This window comes from Pseudomonas sp. B21-023 (assembly GCF_024749165.1).
Taxonomy (GTDB): domain Bacteria; phylum Pseudomonadota; class Gammaproteobacteria; order Pseudomonadales; family Pseudomonadaceae; genus Aquipseudomonas.
The window spans coordinates 911,887-931,474 of sequence record NZ_CP087190.1; the positions used below are offsets into that span (position 1 = coordinate 911,887).

General features: G+C 61.5%; 22 protein-coding genes and 4 tRNA genes. 10 read left to right on the top strand and 16 right to left on the bottom strand.

What is annotated here, in order from left to right:
• The first annotated feature begins 254 nt into the window (after nt 1–254).
• The 5 genes from clpB to LOY42_RS04180 all read left to right on the top strand — a co-directional run bounded on the left by clpB (nt 255) and on the right by LOY42_RS04180 (nt 4,153).
• Complete coding sequence (gene clpB, locus LOY42_RS04160; RefSeq protein WP_023631670.1) at nt 255–2,819, top strand: ATP-dependent chaperone ClpB; 2,565 nt, start codon at nt 255–257, stop codon at nt 2,817–2,819.
• Between the two features lie 455 nt (nt 2,820–3,274).
• Nucleotides 3,275–3,350, top strand: a tRNA-Asn gene (locus LOY42_RS04165).
• 4 nt (nt 3,351–3,354) lie between these two features.
• Nucleotides 3,355–3,431: transfer RNA gene (locus tag LOY42_RS04170), tRNA-Pro, on the top strand.
• Nucleotides 3,432–3,437: 6 nt separating this feature from the next.
• Nucleotides 3,438–3,513 (top strand) — tRNA-Lys (locus tag LOY42_RS04175).
• A 103-nt stretch (nt 3,514–3,616) separates the two neighbouring features.
• Nucleotides 3,617–4,153 (top strand): dihydrofolate reductase family protein, encoded by a 537-nt coding sequence (locus tag LOY42_RS04180; RefSeq protein ID WP_139668876.1) that lies wholly within the window; start codon nt 3,617–3,619, stop codon nt 4,151–4,153.
• Between the two features lie 124 nt (nt 4,154–4,277).
• Here the strand turns inward: LOY42_RS04180 and LOY42_RS04185 are convergent, their stop codons facing one another.
• From LOY42_RS04185 to LOY42_RS04200, 4 genes are all read right to left on the bottom strand, one after another.
• On the bottom strand, nt 4,278–5,573 hold the full coding sequence (locus LOY42_RS04185) for an NAD(P)/FAD-dependent oxidoreductase (RefSeq protein WP_258599843.1): 1,296 nt from the start codon (nt 5,571–5,573) through the stop codon (nt 4,278–4,280).
• A gap of 84 nt (nt 5,574–5,657) precedes the next feature.
• On the bottom strand, nt 5,658–5,831 hold the full coding sequence (locus LOY42_RS04190; RefSeq protein WP_023631877.1) for a DUF3094 family protein: 174 nt from the start codon (nt 5,829–5,831) through the stop codon (nt 5,658–5,660).
• 132 nt (nt 5,832–5,963) lie between these two features.
• The gene (locus LOY42_RS04195; RefSeq protein ID WP_038706811.1) at nt 5,964–6,593 is read right to left on the bottom strand and encodes a DUF1780 domain-containing protein; all 630 of its coding nucleotides are present in this window, start codon (nt 6,591–6,593) and stop codon (nt 5,964–5,966) included.
• 55 nt (nt 6,594–6,648) lie between these two features.
• Complete coding sequence (locus LOY42_RS04200; protein ID WP_139668880.1) at nt 6,649–7,080, bottom strand: hypothetical protein; 432 nt, start codon at nt 7,078–7,080, stop codon at nt 6,649–6,651.
• 86 nt (nt 7,081–7,166) lie between these two features.
• On the opposite strand from LOY42_RS04200, the gene LOY42_RS04205 reads away from it, so the two are divergent.
• Nucleotides 7,167–7,874, top strand: a complete 708-nt coding sequence (locus LOY42_RS04205) for an energy-coupling factor ABC transporter permease (protein ID WP_102682144.1) — start codon at nt 7,167–7,169, stop codon at nt 7,872–7,874.
• A gap of 159 nt (nt 7,875–8,033) precedes the next feature.
• On the opposite strand, the gene yacG is transcribed toward LOY42_RS04205, so the two are convergent.
• Genes yacG through LOY42_RS04225 form a run of 4 tightly spaced genes read right to left on the bottom strand, consistent with a single transcriptional unit; the run spans nt 8,034 to nt 10,931 of the window.
• Complete coding sequence (yacG, locus tag LOY42_RS04210) at nt 8,034–8,234, bottom strand: DNA gyrase inhibitor YacG (protein ID WP_046854173.1); 201 nt, start codon at nt 8,232–8,234, stop codon at nt 8,034–8,036.
• Complete coding sequence (gene coaE, locus LOY42_RS04215; protein ID WP_038706809.1) at nt 8,231–8,854, bottom strand: dephospho-CoA kinase; 624 nt, start codon at nt 8,852–8,854, stop codon at nt 8,231–8,233. Before coaE ends, yacG begins: the two co-directional genes overlap by 4 nt.
• Nucleotides 8,854–9,720, bottom strand: a complete 867-nt coding sequence (locus tag LOY42_RS04220; RefSeq protein WP_258599846.1) for an A24 family peptidase — start codon at nt 9,718–9,720, stop codon at nt 8,854–8,856. Before LOY42_RS04220 ends, coaE begins: the two co-directional genes overlap by 1 nt.
• 2 nt (nt 9,721–9,722) lie before the next feature.
• The gene (locus LOY42_RS04225; RefSeq protein WP_258599848.1) at nt 9,723–10,931 is read right to left on the bottom strand and encodes a type II secretion system F family protein; all 1,209 of its coding nucleotides are present in this window, start codon (nt 10,929–10,931) and stop codon (nt 9,723–9,725) included.
• Nucleotides 10,932–11,158: 227 nt separating this feature from the next.
• Here LOY42_RS04225 and LOY42_RS04230 point away from each other — a divergent pair, with 227 nt between their 5' ends.
• The 4 genes from LOY42_RS04230 to LOY42_RS04245 all read left to right on the top strand — a co-directional run bounded on the left by LOY42_RS04230 (nt 11,159) and on the right by LOY42_RS04245 (nt 13,599).
• A complete protein-coding gene (locus LOY42_RS04230; protein ID WP_258599850.1) occupies nt 11,159–11,569 on the top strand; it encodes a pilin in 411 nt (136 codons plus the stop codon).
• A gap of 58 nt (nt 11,570–11,627) precedes the next feature.
• Nucleotides 11,628–11,703: transfer RNA gene (locus tag LOY42_RS04235), tRNA-Thr, on the top strand.
• Nucleotides 11,704–11,984: 281 nt separating this feature from the next.
• A complete protein-coding gene (locus tag LOY42_RS04240; RefSeq protein ID WP_258599852.1) occupies nt 11,985–12,908 on the top strand; it encodes a hypothetical protein in 924 nt (307 codons plus the stop codon).
• A 10-nt stretch (nt 12,909–12,918) separates the two neighbouring features.
• On the top strand, nt 12,919–13,599 hold the full coding sequence (locus tag LOY42_RS04245; RefSeq protein WP_258599854.1) for a hypothetical protein: 681 nt from the start codon (nt 12,919–12,921) through the stop codon (nt 13,597–13,599).
• Nucleotides 13,600–13,605: 6 nt separating this feature from the next.
• Here the strand turns inward: LOY42_RS04245 and LOY42_RS04250 are convergent, their stop codons facing one another.
• The 8 genes from LOY42_RS04250 to LOY42_RS04285 all read right to left on the bottom strand — a co-directional run bounded on the left by LOY42_RS04250 (nt 13,606) and on the right by LOY42_RS04285 (nt 19,512).
• The gene (locus tag LOY42_RS04250) at nt 13,606–14,217 is read right to left on the bottom strand and encodes a recombinase family protein (protein ID WP_258599856.1); all 612 of its coding nucleotides are present in this window, start codon (nt 14,215–14,217) and stop codon (nt 13,606–13,608) included.
• Between the two features lie 133 nt (nt 14,218–14,350).
• Nucleotides 14,351–14,644, bottom strand: a complete 294-nt coding sequence (locus tag LOY42_RS04255) for a hypothetical protein (protein WP_258599858.1) — start codon at nt 14,642–14,644, stop codon at nt 14,351–14,353.
• Between the two features lie 27 nt (nt 14,645–14,671).
• Complete coding sequence (locus LOY42_RS04260) at nt 14,672–17,449, bottom strand: phage tail tape measure protein (protein ID WP_258599860.1); 2,778 nt, start codon at nt 17,447–17,449, stop codon at nt 14,672–14,674.
• Complete coding sequence (locus LOY42_RS04265) at nt 17,446–18,306, bottom strand: hypothetical protein (protein ID WP_258599862.1); 861 nt, start codon at nt 18,304–18,306, stop codon at nt 17,446–17,448. The genes LOY42_RS04260 and LOY42_RS04265 overlap by 4 nt, the downstream gene beginning before the upstream one ends.
• A complete protein-coding gene (locus LOY42_RS04270; protein WP_258599864.1) occupies nt 18,297–18,509 on the bottom strand; it encodes a hypothetical protein in 213 nt (70 codons plus the stop codon). Before LOY42_RS04270 ends, LOY42_RS04265 begins: the two co-directional genes overlap by 10 nt.
• Complete coding sequence (locus LOY42_RS04275; RefSeq protein WP_258599866.1) at nt 18,487–18,912, bottom strand: hypothetical protein; 426 nt, start codon at nt 18,910–18,912, stop codon at nt 18,487–18,489. Before LOY42_RS04275 ends, LOY42_RS04270 begins: the two co-directional genes overlap by 23 nt.
• On the bottom strand, nt 18,909–19,343 hold the full coding sequence (locus LOY42_RS04280) for a DUF5681 domain-containing protein (protein ID WP_258599868.1): 435 nt from the start codon (nt 19,341–19,343) through the stop codon (nt 18,909–18,911). The genes LOY42_RS04275 and LOY42_RS04280 overlap by 4 nt, the downstream gene beginning before the upstream one ends.
• A complete protein-coding gene (locus LOY42_RS04285; RefSeq protein WP_258599870.1) occupies nt 19,327–19,512 on the bottom strand; it encodes a hypothetical protein in 186 nt (61 codons plus the stop codon). Before LOY42_RS04285 ends, LOY42_RS04280 begins: the two co-directional genes overlap by 17 nt.
• Nucleotides 19,513–19,588 lie beyond the last annotated feature (76 nt).

The window sequence follows — 19,588 nt, forward strand, 5'->3', positions numbered from 1 at the left end:
TCGCGGCCCAATCGCTGGCAAGCCAGCTCCCACATGCCAAAGTCTGTACTGCCCCTGTGGGAGCCGGCTTGCCGGCGATTGGGCTGCGCAGCAGCCCCGGCAATATCAATCCCACCACCACCCTGCTGACCTCCGTCAACCCCGCTACGCTTGAATCTTCCAGAATCACCCTTATCTATTGGTCATCTCAGGCAGGTTCATCATTACAGGTGCTGTCCATCGCTCCGCCTGCCCTTTAAAGGAAGGTATCCCCCATGCGAATAGACCGACTGACCAGCAAGCTGCAACTCGCGTTATCCGATTCCCAATCCCTGGCCGTGGGCATGGACCACCCGGCCATCGAGCCCCTGCACCTGCTGCAGGCGCTGATCGACCAGCAGGGCGGCTCGATCAAGCCGCTGCTGATGCAGGTCGGCTTCGACGTCAACAGCCTGCGCAAGGCGCTGACCAAAGAGCTTGACCAACTGCCGAAAATCCAGAACCCCACCGGCGACGTGAACATGTCCCAGGACCTGGCGCGCCTGCTCAACCAGGCTGACCGCCTGGCCCAGCAGAAGGGTGACCAGTTCATCTCCAGCGAGCTGGTGCTGCTCGCCGCCATGGACGAGAACAGCAAGGTTGGCAAGTTGCTGCTCGGCCAGGGCGTGAGCAAGAAGGCCCTGGAAAACGCCATCAACAACCTGCGCGGCGGCGCGGCAGTGAACGACGCCAACGCCGAGGAATCGCGCCAGGCCCTGGACAAGTACACCGTCGACCTGACCAAGCGCGCCGAGGAAGGCAAGCTCGACCCGGTAATCGGCCGTGACGACGAGATCCGCCGCACCATCCAGGTGCTGCAACGCCGTACCAAGAACAACCCGGTGTTGATCGGTGAGCCCGGTGTGGGCAAGACCGCCATCGCCGAAGGCCTGGCCCAGCGCATCATCAACGGCGAAGTGCCCGATGGCCTCAAGGGCAAGCGCCTGCTGGCGCTGGACATGGGCGCGCTGATCGCCGGCGCCAAGTACCGCGGCGAATTCGAAGAGCGCCTCAAAGGCCTGCTCAACGAACTGAGCAAGCAGGAAGGCCAGATCATCCTGTTCATTGATGAGCTGCACACCATGGTCGGCGCCGGCAAGGGCGAAGGCGCCATGGACGCCGGCAACATGCTCAAGCCGGCCCTGGCCCGTGGCGAACTGCACTGCGTAGGCGCCACCACGCTCAACGAGTACCGCCAGTTCATCGAGAAGGACGCAGCCCTCGAGCGCCGTTTCCAGAAGGTGCTGGTCGAAGAGCCGAGTGAGGAAGACACCATCGCCATCCTGCGCGGCCTGAAAGAGCGCTATGAAGTGCACCACAAGGTGGCCATCACCGACGGCGCGATCATTGCCGCGGCCAAGCTCAGCCACCGCTACATCACCGACCGTCAGCTGCCGGACAAGGCCATCGACCTGATCGACGAAGCCGCCAGCCGCATCCGCATGGAGATCGACTCCAAGCCGGAGGTGCTCGACCGCCTCGACCGGCGCCTGATCCAGCTGAAGGTGGAATCCCAGGCGCTGAAGAAGGAAGAAGACGAAGCGGCGAAGAAACGCCTGGAAAAACTGACCGAGGAAATCGAGCGTCTGGAGCGCGAGTATTCCGACCTCGAAGAAATCTGGGCCTCGGAAAAGGCCGAGGTGCAAGGTTCGGCGCAGATCCAGCAGAAGATCGAGCAGGCCCGCCAGGAACTGGAAGCCGCGCGCCGCAAGGGCGACCTCAGCCGCATGGCCGAGCTGCAGTACGGGGTGATCCCGGACCTGGAGCGCAGCCTGCAGATGGTCGACCAGCACGGCAAGACCGACAACCAGCTGCTGCGCAACAAGGTCACCGAGGAAGAGATTGCCGAAGTGGTGTCCAAGTGGACCGGAATCCCGGTGGCGAAGATGCTCGAAGGCGAGCGTGAGAAGCTGCTGAAGATGGAAAGCCTGCTGCACGAACGGGTGATCGGCCAGGACGAGGCGGTGACCGCCGTGGCCAACGCCGTGCGCCGTTCCCGCGCCGGGCTGTCCGACCCGAACCGCCCGAGCGGCTCGTTCCTGTTCCTTGGGCCCACCGGGGTGGGCAAGACCGAACTGTGCAAGGCGCTGGCCGAGTTCCTCTTCGACACCGAAGAGGCCATGGTGCGCATCGACATGTCCGAGTTCATGGAGAAACACTCCGTGGCGCGTCTGATCGGTGCCCCGCCAGGGTACGTGGGCTATGAAGAGGGCGGTTACCTGACCGAGGCCGTGCGCCGCAAGCCGTACTCGGTGGTGCTGCTCGACGAGGTGGAAAAAGCCCACCCGGATGTGTTCAACGTGCTGCTGCAGGTGCTGGAGGATGGTCGCCTGACCGACAGCCACGGCCGCACCGTGGACTTCCGCAACACCGTGATCGTGATGACCTCCAACCTGGGCTCGGCGCAGATCCAGGAACTGGCCGGTGACCGCGAAGCGCAGCGTGCGGCAGTGATGGACGCGGTGGGCGCGCACTTCCGCCCGGAGTTCATCAACCGCATCGACGAAGTGGTGGTGTTCGAACCGCTGGGCCGCGAGCAGATCGCCGGTATCACCGAGATCCAGCTTGGCCGTTTGCGTGGTCGCCTGGCCGAGCGCGAGCTGTCGCTGAGCCTGAGCCCGGAGGCGTTGGACAAGCTGATTGCCGTCGGTTACGACCCGGTGTATGGCGCACGCCCGTTGAAGCGTGCGATCCAGCGCTGGATCGAGAACCCGCTGGCGCAGTTGATCCTGGCGGGCGAGTTCCTGCCGGGTGCGGCGATTACCGCGAAGGTGGAGGGCGACGAGATCGTCTTTGGCTGACCTGCAGTAAACGAAGAGCCCCGCGTCAGCGGGGCTTTTTTATGTGTGCTGTCCGGCCGTATCGCGGGGCAAGCCCGCTCCCACGCCGATCTGCGCCAGAAGATACCCAATGCGTGGGAGCGGGCTTGCCCCGCGATAAGGCCAGTGCAGGCAGCGCAAACCCCTGATTTTCCGGCTTCCCAGCTAACTTGCTGAAAATTTTGAAAAAAGTGCTTGCACAAAAATCAGAGTGCCCCTAATATTCGCCCCGCTGTCAGGCACTGAGCAGATCGCCAGCAACACCGACGATCTGAAAATAACTTACAAATCAGTAAGTTGAACGAAAAAAAGTGGTTGACAAGCAAAACGAAGAATGTAGAATAGCCGGCCTCAGCAGCGACAACGCGAAAGCGGATAGCCAAAGAGATCGAAGCTAACACAGGCTTCGAAGCAGTAAAGATGTACCGAAGTTCAGTTCCGCGATAGCTCAGTCGGTAGAGCAAATGACTGTTAATCATTGGGTCCCTGGTTCGAGTCCAGGTCGCGGAGCCAATCTCGGGGTGTAGCGCAGTCCGGTAGCGCGCCTGCTTTGGGAGCAGGATGTCAGGAGTTCGAATCCCCTCACCCCGACCATTTTCCGGGTCGTTAGCTCAGTTGGTAGAGCAGTTGGCTTTTAACCAATTGGTCGTAGGTTCGAATCCTACACGACCCACCATGTAAAAAGGGCATCTCGAATGAGATGCCCTTTTTCTTTTGTCCGCGATTTATATCCCCGCCCTTTGCTACCCTGTGGCCTTCGCCCGCAGGAGCGCCCGCGCATGCCACTCAAAGCCAGTGTTTTCATTGCCACCAGCCTGGATGGCTTTATCGCCCGCGAAGACGGCGGCCTCGATTGGTTGATGGGGGCGACTCAGTCCAGCGACGACCATGGCTATGCCGGTTTCATGGCGGGCGTCGATACGTTGGTAATGGGGCGCGGCACCTTCGACAAGGTCATGACCTTTGGTGAGTGGCCGTACCCTGATACGCGAGTGGTGGTGGTCAGCAGTACGCTCGAGGCACTGCCCAGGGGTGTGTCAGGGCGCGTCGAGCTGCATCCGGGGCCGATCCCGGCGTTGCTCGAACACCTGCAGGCCACGGGCGCAAAGAGCCTGTACCTGGATGGCGGCAAGCTGATTCAGGGGTTCTTGCGCGAGGGGCTGGTGGATGAGCTGACCATCACCCGCATCCCCGTGCTGCTGGGGCAGGGGATACCGTTGTTCGGCGAGTTGGCGAAGGATGTGCTGTTGCAGCACATGAAGACGACCAGTTACGAGAGTGGGTTCGTGCAGAGCACGTATCGCGTGGTCAGATAAATCGCGTCAAGGCCATCGCTGGCAAGCCAGCTCCCACAGGAGCGCGCATCCTTGTGGGAGCTGGCTTGTCGTGGCGACGAACCGCAGCGAAAGGGCTGCAAAGCAGCCCCAGGATCTTGAATCCTCAGTGCAGCTTCAGACGCGGCTCAGTGCCCCGGCCAATCTTGCTGCCCAGCATCAGCATCAAGGTGCGGAAGGTCCCGTACAGCGCCATCTGGTGCATCCGATACAGCGACACATAGAACATCCGCGCCAACCAGCCCTCCAGCTTCACGCTGCCCATCAGGTTACCCATCAAGTTGCCCACCGCCGAGAAGCGCGACAGCGATACCAGCGAGCCGTAGTCCTTGTACTCGTAGGTTGGCAGCGGTTTGTTCTCCAGGCGCAGCTTGAGGCTCTTGGCCAGCAGCGAGGCCTGCTGGTGCGCGGCCTGGGCCCGTGGCGGCACGTTGCGGTCGGTGCCCGGCTGCGGGCAGGCGGCGCAGTCGCCGAAGGCGAAGATGTTGTCGTCCAGGGTGCTCTGCAGGGTCGGGCGCACCACCAGCTGGTTGATGCGATTGGTTTCCAGGCCGTCGATGTCCTTGAGGAAGCCCGGCGCGCGAATGCCCGCCGCCCAGACCTTCAAGCTGGCCTGGATGACTTCGCCCGAGGCGGTCTTCAGGCCATCGGCGGTCACTTCGCTGACCGCGGCGTTGGTCATCACCGTCACCCCGAGTTTTTCCAGGGTCTTGTGCACCGGCACGCTGATGCGCTCCGGCAGCGCCGGCAACACCCGTGGGCCCGCTTCGATGAGGGTGATGTGCATGTCTTTCGGCTGGATCTTGTCCAGACCATAGGCTGCCAGCTCGTGGGCGGCGTTGTGCAGCTCGGCCGCCAGCTCCACGCCGGTGGCACCGGCGCCGACGATGGCCACGCTGATCTGCTCGCTGGCCACATCACCCGCGTGGGCGCGCAGGTAGTGGTTGAGCAGTTGCTGATGGAAGCGCTCGGCCTGCTTGCGGCTGTCGAGGAACAGGCAGTGCTGCGCCGCGCCGAGGGTGCCGAAGTCGTTGGTGTTGCTGCCCACGGCGATCACCAGGGTGTCGTAGCCGATGGTGCGCGCAGGCAGCAGCTCACGGCCCTCGTCGTCGAGGGTCGCGGCCAGCTGGATCAGTTTGCTTTCGCGGTCCAGGCCGCTCATGCGCCCCATCTGGAAGTTGAAGTGGTTCCACTTGGCCTGGGCCACGTAGTTCAGTTCGTCTTCCGAGGAGTTCAGCGAGCCGGCCGCCACTTCGTGCAGCAGTGGCTTCCAGATGTGCGTCAGGTTGGCATCAACCAGGGTGATCTCGGCCTGTTTGCGCTTGCCCAGGCTTTTACCCAGGCGGGTCGCCAGTTCCAGGCCGCCGGCGCCGCCGCCGACAATCACGATGCGATGAGTCATGGGGATATCTCACAAGTTTTACGGAATTCGTGGACACAAGGTCCGGCCGCATCCGGCATGAGAGGCGGGCGAGCGCGAGGCAGCTCATAGCACCAGTCCACTCAGCAGGCGGCTCAACAGGCCCAGACCGATGGTCACGGCCACCACCAGCAGCAGGAGCAGCCACGGCCGGAAGGGCCGGCGCTCGACTTGATGCTGGGGGGCGCTCAGATACTCATCGACGCGACGCTGATCTTCAGGATTCAGGCGGCTGGTCATGGTGGGCCTCGTCAGATAGACGTTCGTGACTGCGTGCACGCCACAGCGCTCACGCAAACGCATGGGTCGAATGATAATGCTTTCTATCCCTGGCGCCGAGTGTACGTGATCGCAAAGACACCCGGCACTGGATCAAAGACTGATGCCTACGTCGAACACGATGCTGCGCCCCAGGTTGCCGCGCAGGAAATCCGGCGCGTCCGGGTGGGCGAACAGCACCCGGGCGAAAGTCGGCCCCACCAGCGACAGCGACCGCCAGCCCTGGCGCAGGTACTCGGTGGGCGGCGGGAAATGGCTGTTGAGGTCGAGCACTTCGCGCTTGAGGCTGGCGAAGGCGATGATGTCCAGCTCGCTCAGGTCCAGCCCGCGCTCGCGGTAGTTGTGCGACTTCTTGCGCAGGGTCGGCGCCAGGCGCGCCAGCAGCTCCTGGGCGCTGATGCGCCGGGGCCGCTGCTCGCGGCGCACCAGCTGGGCCAGGGAGAAGGCGCTGCGCCGCCGTTGCAGCTCCTCGCGCCATTCATCGTTGAGCCGGCGGCCCTCGTCGAGCACGAAGAACACCTCGAACGCCGCGTCGCGGAACAGCACGTCCGGTGGCTCTTGCCCGGCCGGGGTGAAGTCCTCGCTGCGGTAGGGGATGTTCAGCCCTTGCAGCAGGCGCTGGCAAACCCAACGCTCGCGCTCCCATTTGCGGGCATTGGACAGGAACGCATTGGCTTGCTCGGCCTGGATGGTAAGCAGGCGCAGGTAGTCTGAGTCATCCATGGGGACAAGCTTAGTCGCTAATTGATGACGGTAAGATGCTGTTTGTGCGTAGGAATCAGCCCAGCACCAGCCATTGCTGCACCACCCCCAGCAGATGCAACAGCCCGCCACCCAAACAAATGGCCGAACTGACCGCGATGAACCGTCGGCTGCGCCCGGTGCCGGCCAGCACCAGCGGCCCCAGCAGGCCCCGCGCCAGGTACACCAGGGTGATCAGGCAGATCATTGGCAACAGCAAGGGTAATGGGCGGATCAGCCCGGCCGCCGACAACGCATAGGCTGACCACCCCAGCAACACCGCCGCGATTGCCGCGGTGACCAGGGCCGGGTAGGCGCGCCCTTGCTCCGCCGCCCTGGCCATGCGCTCGCCGGCGCCGAACAAGCGGTACCAACGCGGGCCAACGGCGATCACCGCCAGGTGCAGCACGCCGGCGATGGCGCTGAACGCCGCGCCGAGCAGCAGCGGCAGGTTAAGTCCTTCAGGCATGGCGGACGCGTCCTGCATCGAAATGAGGTGCCAGCCTATAGCAACCGGCTGAAAGGGAGAATGGGTGTAGACTCAGGCTTGTCCACATGGCCGACAGGGATATTGTTCAGGTGATCAGCGCACAAGTCTTGTCCAGCACCAGCCTTACCCTTGGCTGGATAGGTTACGTGCCCCTGCTGATCTGGGCCGCCAGCCGCACCCGCTGGGTCGAGCTGTTCACTGACACCCGCCGCCAGCACCTGCTGTTCGGCACGGTGTTCTGCCTGTTCATACTCTGGCTGGTGCGCCGCGACTTCGATACCGGGGTGTCGTACCACTTCATTGGCATGACCGCCGTCACCCTGCTGCTGGACTGGCCATTGGCCGTGCTCGGCGGCTTTCTCGCCCAGCTTGGCCTGTTGCTGATGGGCCGCCAGGACCTCGCCGCCATCGGCGTCAACGGCCTGCTGATCGTCGGCCTGCCGGTGCTGGTCACCGAGGTGTGCGCGATCCTGGTCGAGCGCGCCCAGCCGCGTAACCTGTTCGTTTATATCTTCTGTTGCGGGTTTTTCCCGGCGGCGTTGACGGTGTTGCTGTGCCTGGCGGCGGGGTTGGGGGTGCTGTGGATGGACGAGCGTTTCGCCATGCCGGAATGGCTAAGCGACTTCGTTGGCTACCTATGGCTGATGATGTTCCCCGAGGCGTTCATCAATGGCACGGTGATCAGTGCGTTGGTGGTGTTCTGCCCGGAGTGGCTGGAGACCTTCAACCGCAGCCGCTATTTGCAGGCGCCGTGGAAGGATGAAGAGCGCTAAAGCGTTATCGAGTGGCCTCTTGCCGGCAAGCCGGCTCCCACACCGACCGCGTAAACCTAAAGCCAAGCGCCGTCCCTGTGGGAGCTGGCTTGCCAGCGATGGGCCGCAACGCGGCCCCAGGATTCAAGCAGCAGCTGTTGTTAAGGCTGCGCGATCCGTTTAGTGCCGCGGCTCCAGATCCCCCGAATACAGCTCATCCTCGGACTCCTCCGCCCCGGCGATCTTATGCTCCTCGGCCGCCCAGGCGCCCAGGTCGATCAACTTGCAGCGGTCCGAGCAGAACGGCCGGAACGGGCTCTGCTCGCCCCATTCCACGGGCGCCCCGCAGGTCGGGCAATCAACGGTCATCGGCTGGCTCATGGCTGGCCTCCTCGTAAAGTCAGGTAAAAGTGGTGCAGGCGGTCGATTTCGTCGTGCAGCGATTGCAGGTCACGATCGTTGACCACCACGTCATCGGCATGGCGCAGGCGCTCTTCCCGGGCCAGCTGGGCCTTGAGAATCGCCTGCACCTGTTCCGCGCTGGTGTTGTCGCGGGCCAAGGTGCGTTGCACCTGCAACTCGGTCGGCGCGTCGATCACCAGGATGCGCTGGGTCTTCTGGTGCTGCCCCGACTCGATCAACAACGGCGAAACGTACACCGCATAGGGCGTCTCGGCCTTGGCCAGGTAGCTGAAGATCTCCTGGCCGATCAGCGGGTGCAGCAGTTGTTCCAGCCATTGCCGTTGGCTCGGGTCGGCGAAGATCAGCTGGCGCAGGGCGCCACGGTCGAGCTGGCCGTCCGCCTGCAGCACGCCGGCGCCAAAGCGCTCGACGATGCTGGCCAGGGCAGGGCGCCCCGGCTCGACGACCCAGCGCGCGGCCTGGTCGGCATCGACCAGGTGCACGCCCAGTTCGACGAAACGCTCGGCGGCGGCGCTCTTGCCGCTGCCGATGCCGCCAGTGAGGCCAAGAATCCAGGGGGTGAAGGGCGCTGTGCTCATCAGGTTCCAAGCAGTTGCAGGTATGAGGCGACTATTTCATCACCCCAGAGCACTGCGATCCACCCCGCAATGGCCAGATAAGGCCCGAAAGGCAATGCCGCGCCCATTTGCGTGCGCTTGAAACGCACCAGGGTCAGCCCGATCAGCGCCCCTACCAAAGAGGCCAGCATCAAGGTCAGCGGCAGGATCTGCCAGCCGCCCCAGGCACCGAGCATGGCCAGCAGCTTGAAGTCGCCGAAGCCCATGCCCTCCTTGCCGGTGATCAGCTTGAAGACCCAGTACACCGACCACAAACTCAGGTAACCCGCCACCGCGCCCCACAGCGCATCGCTCAGCGGCACCAGCAGCCCGAAGGCGTTGCCGATCAATCCCAGCCACAACAGCGGCAGCACCAGCACATCCGGCAGCAACTGGTGCTCGGCATCGATCAGGCTCAAGGCGATCAATCCCCAGGTCAGCAGCATCACTGCCAGCGCCTCCACGCCTGGCCCGAAATGCCAAGCGACCAACAGCGACAGCAGCGCGGTGGCCAGCTCCACGAGTGGATAACGCGCATTGATCCGTGCCTTGCACCCCGAGCAACGCCCACGCAAGGCCAGGTAACTCAGCACTGGAATGTTTTCCCACGTGCGAATCTGGCGCTGGCAGTGCGGGCAACGCGAAGCCGGCAGGCACAGGTCGAAGCGCTCATGCTCGGCCTGCGGCAGCCCCAGCACCTCCTGCGCCTCCCGCTGCCATTGGCGCTCGAGCATGATCGGCAGCCGGTACGCCAGCACATTGAGAAAACTGCCCACCAGCAGTCCCAGCACTGCGGCCAGGGCGTAGAAAAACGGCGGATGATCGACGATTACGGTCCAGGCATTCATGTTCAGATCAGGCTACCCAACTGGAAGATCGGCAAATACATCGCCACGACGAGGCCCCCCACCAGCAGCCCGAGGATCAGCACGATGGCCGGCTCCAGCAGCGTGGTCAACTGCTCCAGCGCCTGGCTCACCTGTTCTTCGTAATGCAGCGCGGCCTTGTCCAGCATCCGGTCGAGGGTGCCGCTGGCTTCGCCCACCGCCACCAGCTGGCGTAACAGCGGCGGGAACAGCGCATCCGCCTCCATCGCCTGCTGCAGCCCCATGCCGCCGGCCACGTCCTGGCGCAACTTGAGGATCGCCCGCTCGTGCAGGCTGTTGCCACTCACCGGCGCCACCGTGGCCAGCGCATCCAGCAACGCCACCCCGGCGGCATAGGAGGTCGCCAGGCTACGGGCAAAGCGCGCCAACGCCGCCTGCCCGAGCAAGGTGCCCACCACCGGCACCCGCAACACCCCGCGCAATATCCACAGGCGCGCCGGCAGATGCCGCCGATACATCGCCCGCATGCCAAACCCCAGTGCAGTTATCAACAGCACCAACCACCCGACGTGATTGCCCAGCCCTGTGGATAAATCGATCACCCACTGGGTGAACACCGGCAGCGCCTTGTCGAAACTGGCGAACAACCCCTGGAACCGCGGCACCACCTCCAGCAGCAACAACGCCGCCACCCCCAGCCCCGTGAGCAGCAACAGCGCCGGATACAGCATCGCCTTGCGCACCTTCTGCCGCAGCGCCTGGCGCTTCTCCAGCATGGTCGCCATCTGCTCCAGTTGCCGGTCCAGCGTGCCCGACTGCTCGCCCACCCGCACCAGGTTGCAGTACAGCGCATCGAACCACCCCGGATGGCGCTGCAAGGCATCCGCCAAACCCAACCCCGCCGCCACATCCTGTTGCAACCGCACCAGCAGCGCCGCCATGGCGCTATTCACCGTGCTGCGCGCCATCACCTCGAACGCCTGCAACAGCGGCACCCCCGCCGTGAGCAAGGTCGCCAGCTGCCGGCTGAACCCCGGCGCATCCACCTTGCCCGCCCGTTGCGGCCAGCGCCAGCGCAGCCCACCCGCCAGCCGCACCCGCGTCGCGCGAATCCCCTGCTGGCGCAACCACGCCTGCACGAACGCCGGGCTGCGCCCAGTGTGCTGGCCCTGTTGCGGCGTGCCGCTGGCATCGACGCCTTCCCAGGCGTACAGACGGGTGGAAGCAGGCATGGCGAGAGTCCTTTTGCGCTGGGGCGAAAAGCCCGGTAACAGCTTGCCCGGCCTGCTGCCGGGCGCGTTTCCCTGTGGCTCACTAGAGTAGTCCAGCGAAGATGACGCCCCGCCGCGTAGGGGTGACAAAAGGTGTCGGTTCAGGCCTACTGCGCGCCTGCCGGCCGGGGCGCGCCACACAGCAAAGCGCCCGCCGCGCCTCCACGTATCACGAAGGAAGACCGTTCATGAAAGGGCAACGAGGTATCACCCTGATCGAACTGATGATCGTCGTCGCGATCATCGGCATCCTGGCGACCATCGCCATCCCCCTGTACACCAACCACCAGGCCCGCGCCAAGGCTACCGCCGCGCTGCTGGAAATCTCCGCGCTGAAGACGCCGATGGACGTGCGCCTGAACGACGGCAAGGACGTACCCGACGTCGCCAGCCTCGGCGGCCAGCCCGCCACCGCCCATTGCGCGATCACCGCCAGCGGCAAGGCCGCCGACGGCACCGCCAGCATCGCCTGCACTCTGGCCGACGCACCGGCCAATGTGCTGGGCAAGACCGTGACCCTGGCGCGTACCCAGGCAGGCTGGACCTGCGTGACCACGGTGGAGGAAGACCTCGCGCCCAATGGCTGCACGGTGCAATGAAAGTGAGGTGAAACAGGGGTTTGCGTAACCGACACGGCAGTGGTACGTTGCGCAACACGCCGGTGTAGCTCAGTCGGTAGAGCAGCGCACTCGTAACGCGAAGGTCGCAGGTTCGATTCCTGTCTCCGGCACCAGTAAAATCAAGGGTTTAAGCGTTTTGGCACAGGATGGATTAGGGGCTGTGTCAGCAGGGTGACAGCAGTAGATGTGCTGCTGGCAGTGTCTGTATGGGGTAAATCGCTCATGGATGAGTGAGGTCAGGCTTATCCGGTAGGGCGGTACCTCTGCAACGGAGGCACCTGCAGCTTTGATCAGACTTCAAGCCTGAGGGCCGCTGCGCGAGCAGAAAGTTGTTAATACAATAGGCCATTACTAAAGTTTGGCCGGACTGCCAATCTTTTCTAAGAAAAATATTATGCTCGATAAGTATGAACGCTGGATTCATTTCTATACAGCATCGCTTGTAACTGTTCCGTTGGGCGGGCCTGGTTTCAAGATGATGGATGTGCTTCAGAAGCTTGAATCGAAGTTCAAAAAAGGTACCTGCTACAAGCTTGTAGAAAAAGATTCTGCTTGCATCAGAATTACAGGGTTTAAGTTTAACTCAACCCGCACCGCTGTTGCTCTGCTTTTACAGTACTCGGACTCAAAGGCGTCTGATCCGTCATTTGGCGACTTGGCCTCTGGCAAACTCAGGCAGGAGCCAAAGCTTGCTGGCGAAGGCATCGCAGTCTCCGCGCATATGCTGATACGGCTTGAGCATCTCCCTAAAAGGCCTCTTGAATTCATGTTGTTATTAGAGGATGTGCCTGGGATCGGTAAAACCAGGATTGTGCCTTTCTTTAATACCATGCTCAAAGAGCTGGCTACAACTGATTTTATTGATGCGACAGATGGAAAAACTAAGTCTTGTCATCCAGTATTTGTGATGGAGCATCATGCTTCACAAACTTTAAAGGATGATCTTGATTCTGGTCAGTTGCGATTCATTGAAATTAGTAAGAATCAGACCGTGTCAGATATGGATGAAGAGCCTTACTTGGTCAAAGGCACCAGCACTATAAAAGTGAAAGTAGTCTCAAATCTGGACGGCGCTGATGCGGTTGGGGTAGTTAACCGCCTCAAGGCGAAATATACAAAACAGGGCTTTGAGCATTTCAAGGTGGTGTTCAAGCACCAGGGTGGTAAGCAGAGGACTGTAGATGTCAGCGGTGCTCGTCAGGATGCTGGTGAGGCTCTGTTTGGGCGGGTGGAGATGATCACAATGGCTGACCCTCTACCTCAGTGCTCTGATACACTAAACTCCGAAGTGCTTAAAGCTATGAGCAAGTTAAAATGATGGAGGGATCATGCGTAGTGCTAAGAGACTCCTGACTCCGCTTTCATATCTTAGGATCGAGCGTCAAGATAAGTGGCTTGACGAGCTAATACTGCCCCTGATTTTTTTGTTAGTCACGCTGTTTGTTTTTTGGCTGCTGGATTGGAAGTTAGTGATTTTTGGCAGCAGTGGTTTGCTTGCTGGTGTGGGTAGTTACCTCCAGGTCGTAACGGGATTCTATATTGCTTCTTTGGCTGCCGTTGCTACTTTCAATCAAAAGAATATGGACCATCGGATGGAGGGTGAGAGCCCTTCTCTTACTGTGGAGTGGAAGGGCGGAAAGAGAGAAGAAAAGCTTACGCGACGACGTTTCCTTTGCTTCCTATTCGGCTATCTGTCTTTTCTGTCAATATTCGTTTATTTCGGAGGTGTTGCGGCTAATTTGTTGGCTCAGGCTATTCTAAATGCGCTCCCGATCGCCGCTGTTTTCTGGGTTAAGTGGTTCTTTGTCTCCGCGTATTTGTTTGTTGTTTACAATTTGATTTGTACTACCTTGCTTGGTTTGTATTATATGACCGAGCGTATTCACAGGCCAAAGTCTGAGTTCGTTGAAGTTGCTGGGGATAATGTCCCAGAACAGGATGATGCAAATAGCGATCAGGGCGTTAGTACCGATGCTCAGGCTCCTAAGCAAAGCGAGGAAGGCTGGTAACTTCCATCACGCTTCGTTTCTGATGCGTAACACGGTAGTGGTTGAACAGTCCGCGTGTCTTGCCGTGGCCCGGATGCCAAGGCCGGCTCCGAGCAGTTCCTTGACCCGCTTGTGTAGCTCCTCGTCGACCGGCCGGCCTTGGTACTTGCCAGCGGCCTTGGCCTTCTGAATTCCCTGCGCCTGCCGCTCCCGCCGCTGCTCGTAGTCCTTCCTAGCGATCGCCGCCATCATTTCCACCAGCATCGAGTTAATCGCGGCCAGCATCCTACCGGTGAACTCGTCGCCTTGGGTGTCCCGCATACCCTGATGGCTGGTGGGCAGATCGAGCGCGACGATGCGCAGGCCCTTGGCGTCGATCGCACCCTTGAGCTTGGCCCAGTCGTCGGCGGGGAGGCGGGAGAGGCGGTCGATGGATTCCACCAGCAGCACGTCACCCTTGCGGGCATCCTTGAGCAGGCGCAGCAACTCAGGCCTATCCGCGGCGGCACCGCTGGCGTTCTCCAGGTACTGGCAGGCGATGACCTTGTTGTGGTCGCTGGCGAACTTCTCCAGGGAGGCCCGGGCGCGGCCGGCGTCTTGCTCGTCGGTGGAGGCCCGGAGGTAAGCGCGAATGAACATAGTGCAACCTGTATCAGTTAGGGTGTTGTACTAATACTGTTGCACTTTGGGTGGTACTTATCAACCGAAAAGGCTGATAAAGGCTCAAGTTGCCCGTATCAGCCTAGGCATACCCAATCGTATGGCTGCAGGGTTAGATCGGCGCCCAAGCCTTGCTGCCCGGGGCAAGCACCAACTTCGTCAGGCGCTCCAGTGATATCGCCGCTTCGGCTCTACCCGTCTGGATGTAGTGCGCCGGGTTCTGCTCGAACCCGGGCATGAGCGCAGCAGTGGCCAGAGTGGCCGCTTCCAACATCTCGCCAAGCAAAGCCTTCACTGCTTGGGCATTTGGCTGCGCCGGTACCATCAGCATGAATTCGTTGGTGATGGCGTCCCCTACGGCCTTCAACAAGCGGGCGTGTTGTTCGTGATTAATCGTGGTTTCCATAAGGGGCCTCGTCTTTCTTTGCGGCAATCATCGACGCTGCATGGTCCTGCCAATGGCGCCATCAGGACGCAGGTCCATGCTCAACAGTTTCCGGTACTTTGCCTCTACCAATGCGCCAATCTCCTTGCCAAACTGGTCCATCATCGGCGCCTTCGATTCGACCTGAGTAGATCCGTCGCTGTTGATCGTGATCGATACGCTGACCGGTGCCGCTACAGTGGCCGCTGAGTCACTACCAGGTCTTCCCAGGGCACGCACCCCAAGGTTTCCATCCGGCGCCCGGGTCAGCGGCATGATCGCCTCCGGCCCAGCCTCACCGAACACGCCAGCCCCTTTCGCGAATGCGAAGAACTGCGGCGAGCTGTGCACCTGGTTGCTGAAGTGCGAGAGGCTCGGCGAGTCGTACACCCCGCCCTTGGCGTTCACGCGAACATCAGAGATCGTCTCGCTGAAGCCGGTCATCCTCCCTGAGCCAGCAGTAGATGCGCCACCGCCGAAGAACCCGCCGATGGCCGACCCGAATAGGCTGCCGGCGATGCCGGTTATGGCCTGCCTGGCCGCTATCCTGGCCATATCTGCAAGGACAGATTTGGTGAAGTCCGCGAATGAGAGTTTTCCGGTCATGGTGAACTGCACGAGAGCGTCCTCCATCCCTTCGAAGGCGCCTGTAACTACGGTCTGCGCCTGGCCAGCAAAGTCCCTTGCGCTGTCCAAGTAGTTCTGGAAGCCGGAACTAACCCCGGAGCGCCATTCACCCTGGGCGGCGGTCATTTTTTCGTAGTTCGACACCACGGTGTCACGGTACTTGTTCTCCGCCACTTCGAGGTCGGCCAGGTCCCTCCGGTAATCATCGGCGCTGTATTTGTCTGGCGCGATGCGGCGGCGATCAAGAAGCGTGTCACGCTTGCGGTTGAACTCATCCGTCACGCTATCCAGATCGCGCTGAAGTCCTGCCTGTCGATCACTTAGGCCCAAACTCGCAGCCGCTCGATCACCTGCGGTTACCAGCGCCTGGCGCTCTCGTTCGAGTTGATCGACGAATGCCTTGGACGCAGCAATCTGCTGCTCTTGGCGACCCCGTTCGTTGGTGGCTAATACCGCCAGCTCTGAGTCGGCCTCACGCTGGGCACGGACCATCTCAGAGCGAGCCTTGGCGATTCGCTGGTCAAGCTGAATGCGCTGCTCGCCGGTGGTGGACGCTCGCCCCTTGGCCTCTTCGAGCGCTTGGATCTCCTCCATGTAGGCGCCAGTCACATCGGCCCGCTGCTGCTTGGCCATTGCCACCCGCTGCGCGTATACCGCATCCTGCGAAATCACACCGGACTTCTGGATTGCGTTTAGTTCCTTCTCATACCCGCGATAGTCGGAAAGGATCATGGACAAGGCGTTGCGTGAATCCTTCACATCCGTGAGGTTGACCGGGGTCGTAGGTGTCTTCGTCTCCTTGAAGTCTTTCCGTGCTCTAGCGCGCAGCTGCTCGACCTGCTCATCTGTTACGGTGAAACCCTGCTTACGGTTCGAGGCCACGAGACGATCAATCTCTTTCATGCGATCCGCCAGCTTCTCAGCCTTCGGAGCGGCACGATCAAGCATCGCATTGAGCTTATCGTTGTCGCCTTGCCCCTGAATGGTCACTGCGCCACCAGCAGGCTTCGAGAGACCTTCGATTTCGGCCAGCCTGGTCCTCCAAACCTTCAGTTTTTCGGGGTCATAATTCTTCTCGTTGCGGAACTCCTTCCGGATATTCTCCATAGACTGGATTTGGAGGCGCAGTCCATCAGCAACTTTATCCAGGGTGGGGTCGCGCCATACACCCTTGATCCCATCCCACATCCGGCCCGCTGCCTCTCCAATGTCGTCAAACAGCTTGGGCAGGCCGCTCATTTCCTCTCTGATGATCTGCGCTCGGCGCGTCATGGTCTCGCCGAACTGCTCGGTGACCAGCCTTACAGCCTCGGTTTTCTCGCCCTGATCCACCAAGGCCCGGACCTGTTCAAGCGTGGATGCCGTCAACCAGTGATACCGCTTGTTCAGTTCCTCTGCGGCCTTCACAGGGTCGTCCGCGATCTTGCGAAACTCGGCAATGGTCTCGTCAATGGACTTGCCGGTGGCCCGCTCCATCTCGATTGCCGTCTGAGCCACGATCTTGAAGCTCTCCCCGGCCAAGTCGCCGGCGCCGGCTACTTGAGCGAGGGCAGAAATGGCCGTCCCAGTGGTGCCGACAGTAGTGGCGATCTGGCGTGCCATATCGCTGAGGGAGGTGGTGGTGGTGCCCGCGTAGTTGCCCGTGAGGATGATGGATTGGTTGAGTCGATCCTGCTCGCGGCCAGCTTGATAGGCAGCCAACCCCAGGGCGCCCATAGCGCCGGCAGTTACCGTTAGAGGGTTCACCAGACCAAGAACATAACCGCCCAGGGCGCGGGTGGCCGGACCGACTCCGCCGAACATATCTTTCAGCTGCCCGCCCTGCTGAAGCAGCACGGTGAAGGGGTTCATGCCGCCTTGCAGCGAGACGGCAATGTCCGTGAATTGCGCGGGCACTCCTCGGAGCGCTGCAGTGTACGCCTTGGTCGACAAACCTGCTGCTTGGGCCTGTCTAGCGTAGCGCTCAGTGGCTTGCTCGGCCCCCTTTGTCCTGTCAGCTAACTCCTTGATGGATACTCCAGACTTCGCGCTCTGAACTGCTACCTCCGCGGTCGCTTTCTCTGCTTTGCCACCCGCCGAAGCGAGCTTATCTAGTTCGTCGGTCGCCTCGACCGCGCCGGTCGAGGTGACTTCTACGCCCAGCCGGGCGACGTTGTTCATGCGGCCGCCTGCCCCTTAGTCTGATGACTTCCGGATTGCTCCGTGAGCTTGGCTACCTCGGATGGAAGCGGAGTATTGCTCGGAAGCTCCAGCGGAATCGGTTTAAGCCACTCGATCAGGTCCAACAGGCCCTGGCTCACTTTGGTCAGCGAACCGATCTCTGCTGTCTTGCTGTCGAGCTCTACCCCGGCCCGGATGACGTCGTGGCCCAGGGTCTGGACCATGTGCAACAGATCTCGCATACCACCTGCCAGGCGGCCCAGCGTCAGCACGGCATCAGCGTGATGGACAGCAATGCCGGCGGCGCCGAGCTGGATCAGCTGTTGATTGGAAAAACCACTGAGACGGGCGGGGCCGCGCAGAATGGCTGCAGTGATGCGCTGCTCCCGGCCCTGGCGCATTTCGGCCATCAGCTCACTACGGTCCTTCGAATTCAGATCATAGACATAGGCCCTGCACTCGGCATCCATCGCCGCGCCCGCTGCGTCAGTCGACGCCAGTGGCTGAACGGGCAGCAACTGGGTGGATGCGAAAGTGTGAAGGTTGGTCGCTGTTTCGGCGATGCTGGGCAGAGCCGCTTTAGCGGCATCGGCGAAGAGAGTGTATGCGTCCAGCGACTGGCGGGCCTTGGCCGCGGTTGTCAGATCGACGTTCTCCCGGATTCGCTGAGCCTTGGCGAGCGCGGCCCCGTGCTGATCCATGATCAGGTTTTGTAGGCGCATGAGTGGGCCAACGTTCGGCCAGAGTGCCCACTTAGTGCCCGGCAGGTTCTGACCTTGATACTGGACGAAGTCGTTTACGAAGGCGCTCGCGTCGCCTATGCGGGTGAGGGTGCCTACAGCGTGATTCAGTTGCATGGTTCGATCCCTTTTTGGGTGGTTTTCTGCTCTGCCTCCAGGTCGGAGAACAGGGTTGCTAGGTCGTTTGTCCTGGCGCCGCTTCCGCCGGCGGCCGCGGCGCTTAGCTCATCCATGATCTTGCTGACTTCCATCACGGCCTGATCCTCGCTCAGGGTGGAAACCTGCCTGCGCAGGCCATCAATGCGCTTGCGTGTGCTCATCTCGTGCCTCAATGGCTTGTTGATATAGGGTGGCCGCGTAATCAGGAACGGAGGTGCCCGCAGGGGGCTGGCAGGCCATGACCGCTCCTGGCGTAGGGAATGTCATATCGAGAAGGCCGGCCGGGCTCCTACGACCCAGGCGCTCGGTATTGCGGGTGTGCTGGACAATCGCCAGGGCTAGTTCCTCTGCCTGAGCGCTGCTCATCGCCGAGAAGGGGAAGAAGAACGATGCGGGACGCCCCTGGACGCGATATGCCAGGACGTGGCCCGTGTCGTCAGGGAGATCCATCTGCCCGGCGGATGCATCCACAACGGTCAGCGTCACCAGGTGTACCGGCTCCTCATCTGCTCCGACGAGTGCTGCCAGGCGTTTCACCTCGGAGCGAAGACTGCGCGCATTCATCGCTGCATCTCCTCGATCTGCTCCCGCAGTTCTTCGACGGCTTTCTGGAGCTCCTCTACTTCAATCACCTTGGCAACGGAGCTGAGCGCTTCGATCAGGTGGCGCCCTTGATCCGGCGGCAACTCGCCGGAAGCGATCGCCCGCAAGATGGATTTCGCCGCGCTGGGCAGGTCGGAGTCATCTAGAGCGAACAGCACGGGCTCAGAGGTGGCTTTGATCGGCGGCACCAAGCGCTCAAGGATCAACCGGCACGCCTGCATATCACCCTTCTTGGCAGCGGCCATCACCTTCTTGGTCACCGCCTCGGCGCCCTCTGCGAGCTTGGCGCGGATGGCTTGCGTTTGACTCGAGCGCCCGCCTGGGTTGCCGGAGTGGCCTGGCTTGAATTGCCCGCGAGCACTGCGCCCTGGCTGATTACCCGAATCGTGCAAGGGCGCCCTCCATCGCGAAAGTCGGCTTGTTCTCGGCAAGTGCAATCAGCAGTGCGTTTGCTTCGATGTGACCCTGCTCAGCGGCAGCGCGAAGGCGCGCCCAGGCGGCGGAGATTTCTGCCTTGGTGGGCCGTACCTGCTGGCCGCGCAGCTTCGTAGGCGTAGTCATGTAGGGTCCTCAAATAGAGACTTGAGAACCCACATTAGGCCGGATGTGGTCGCATAACCAGTGTTTTATGGGTGCA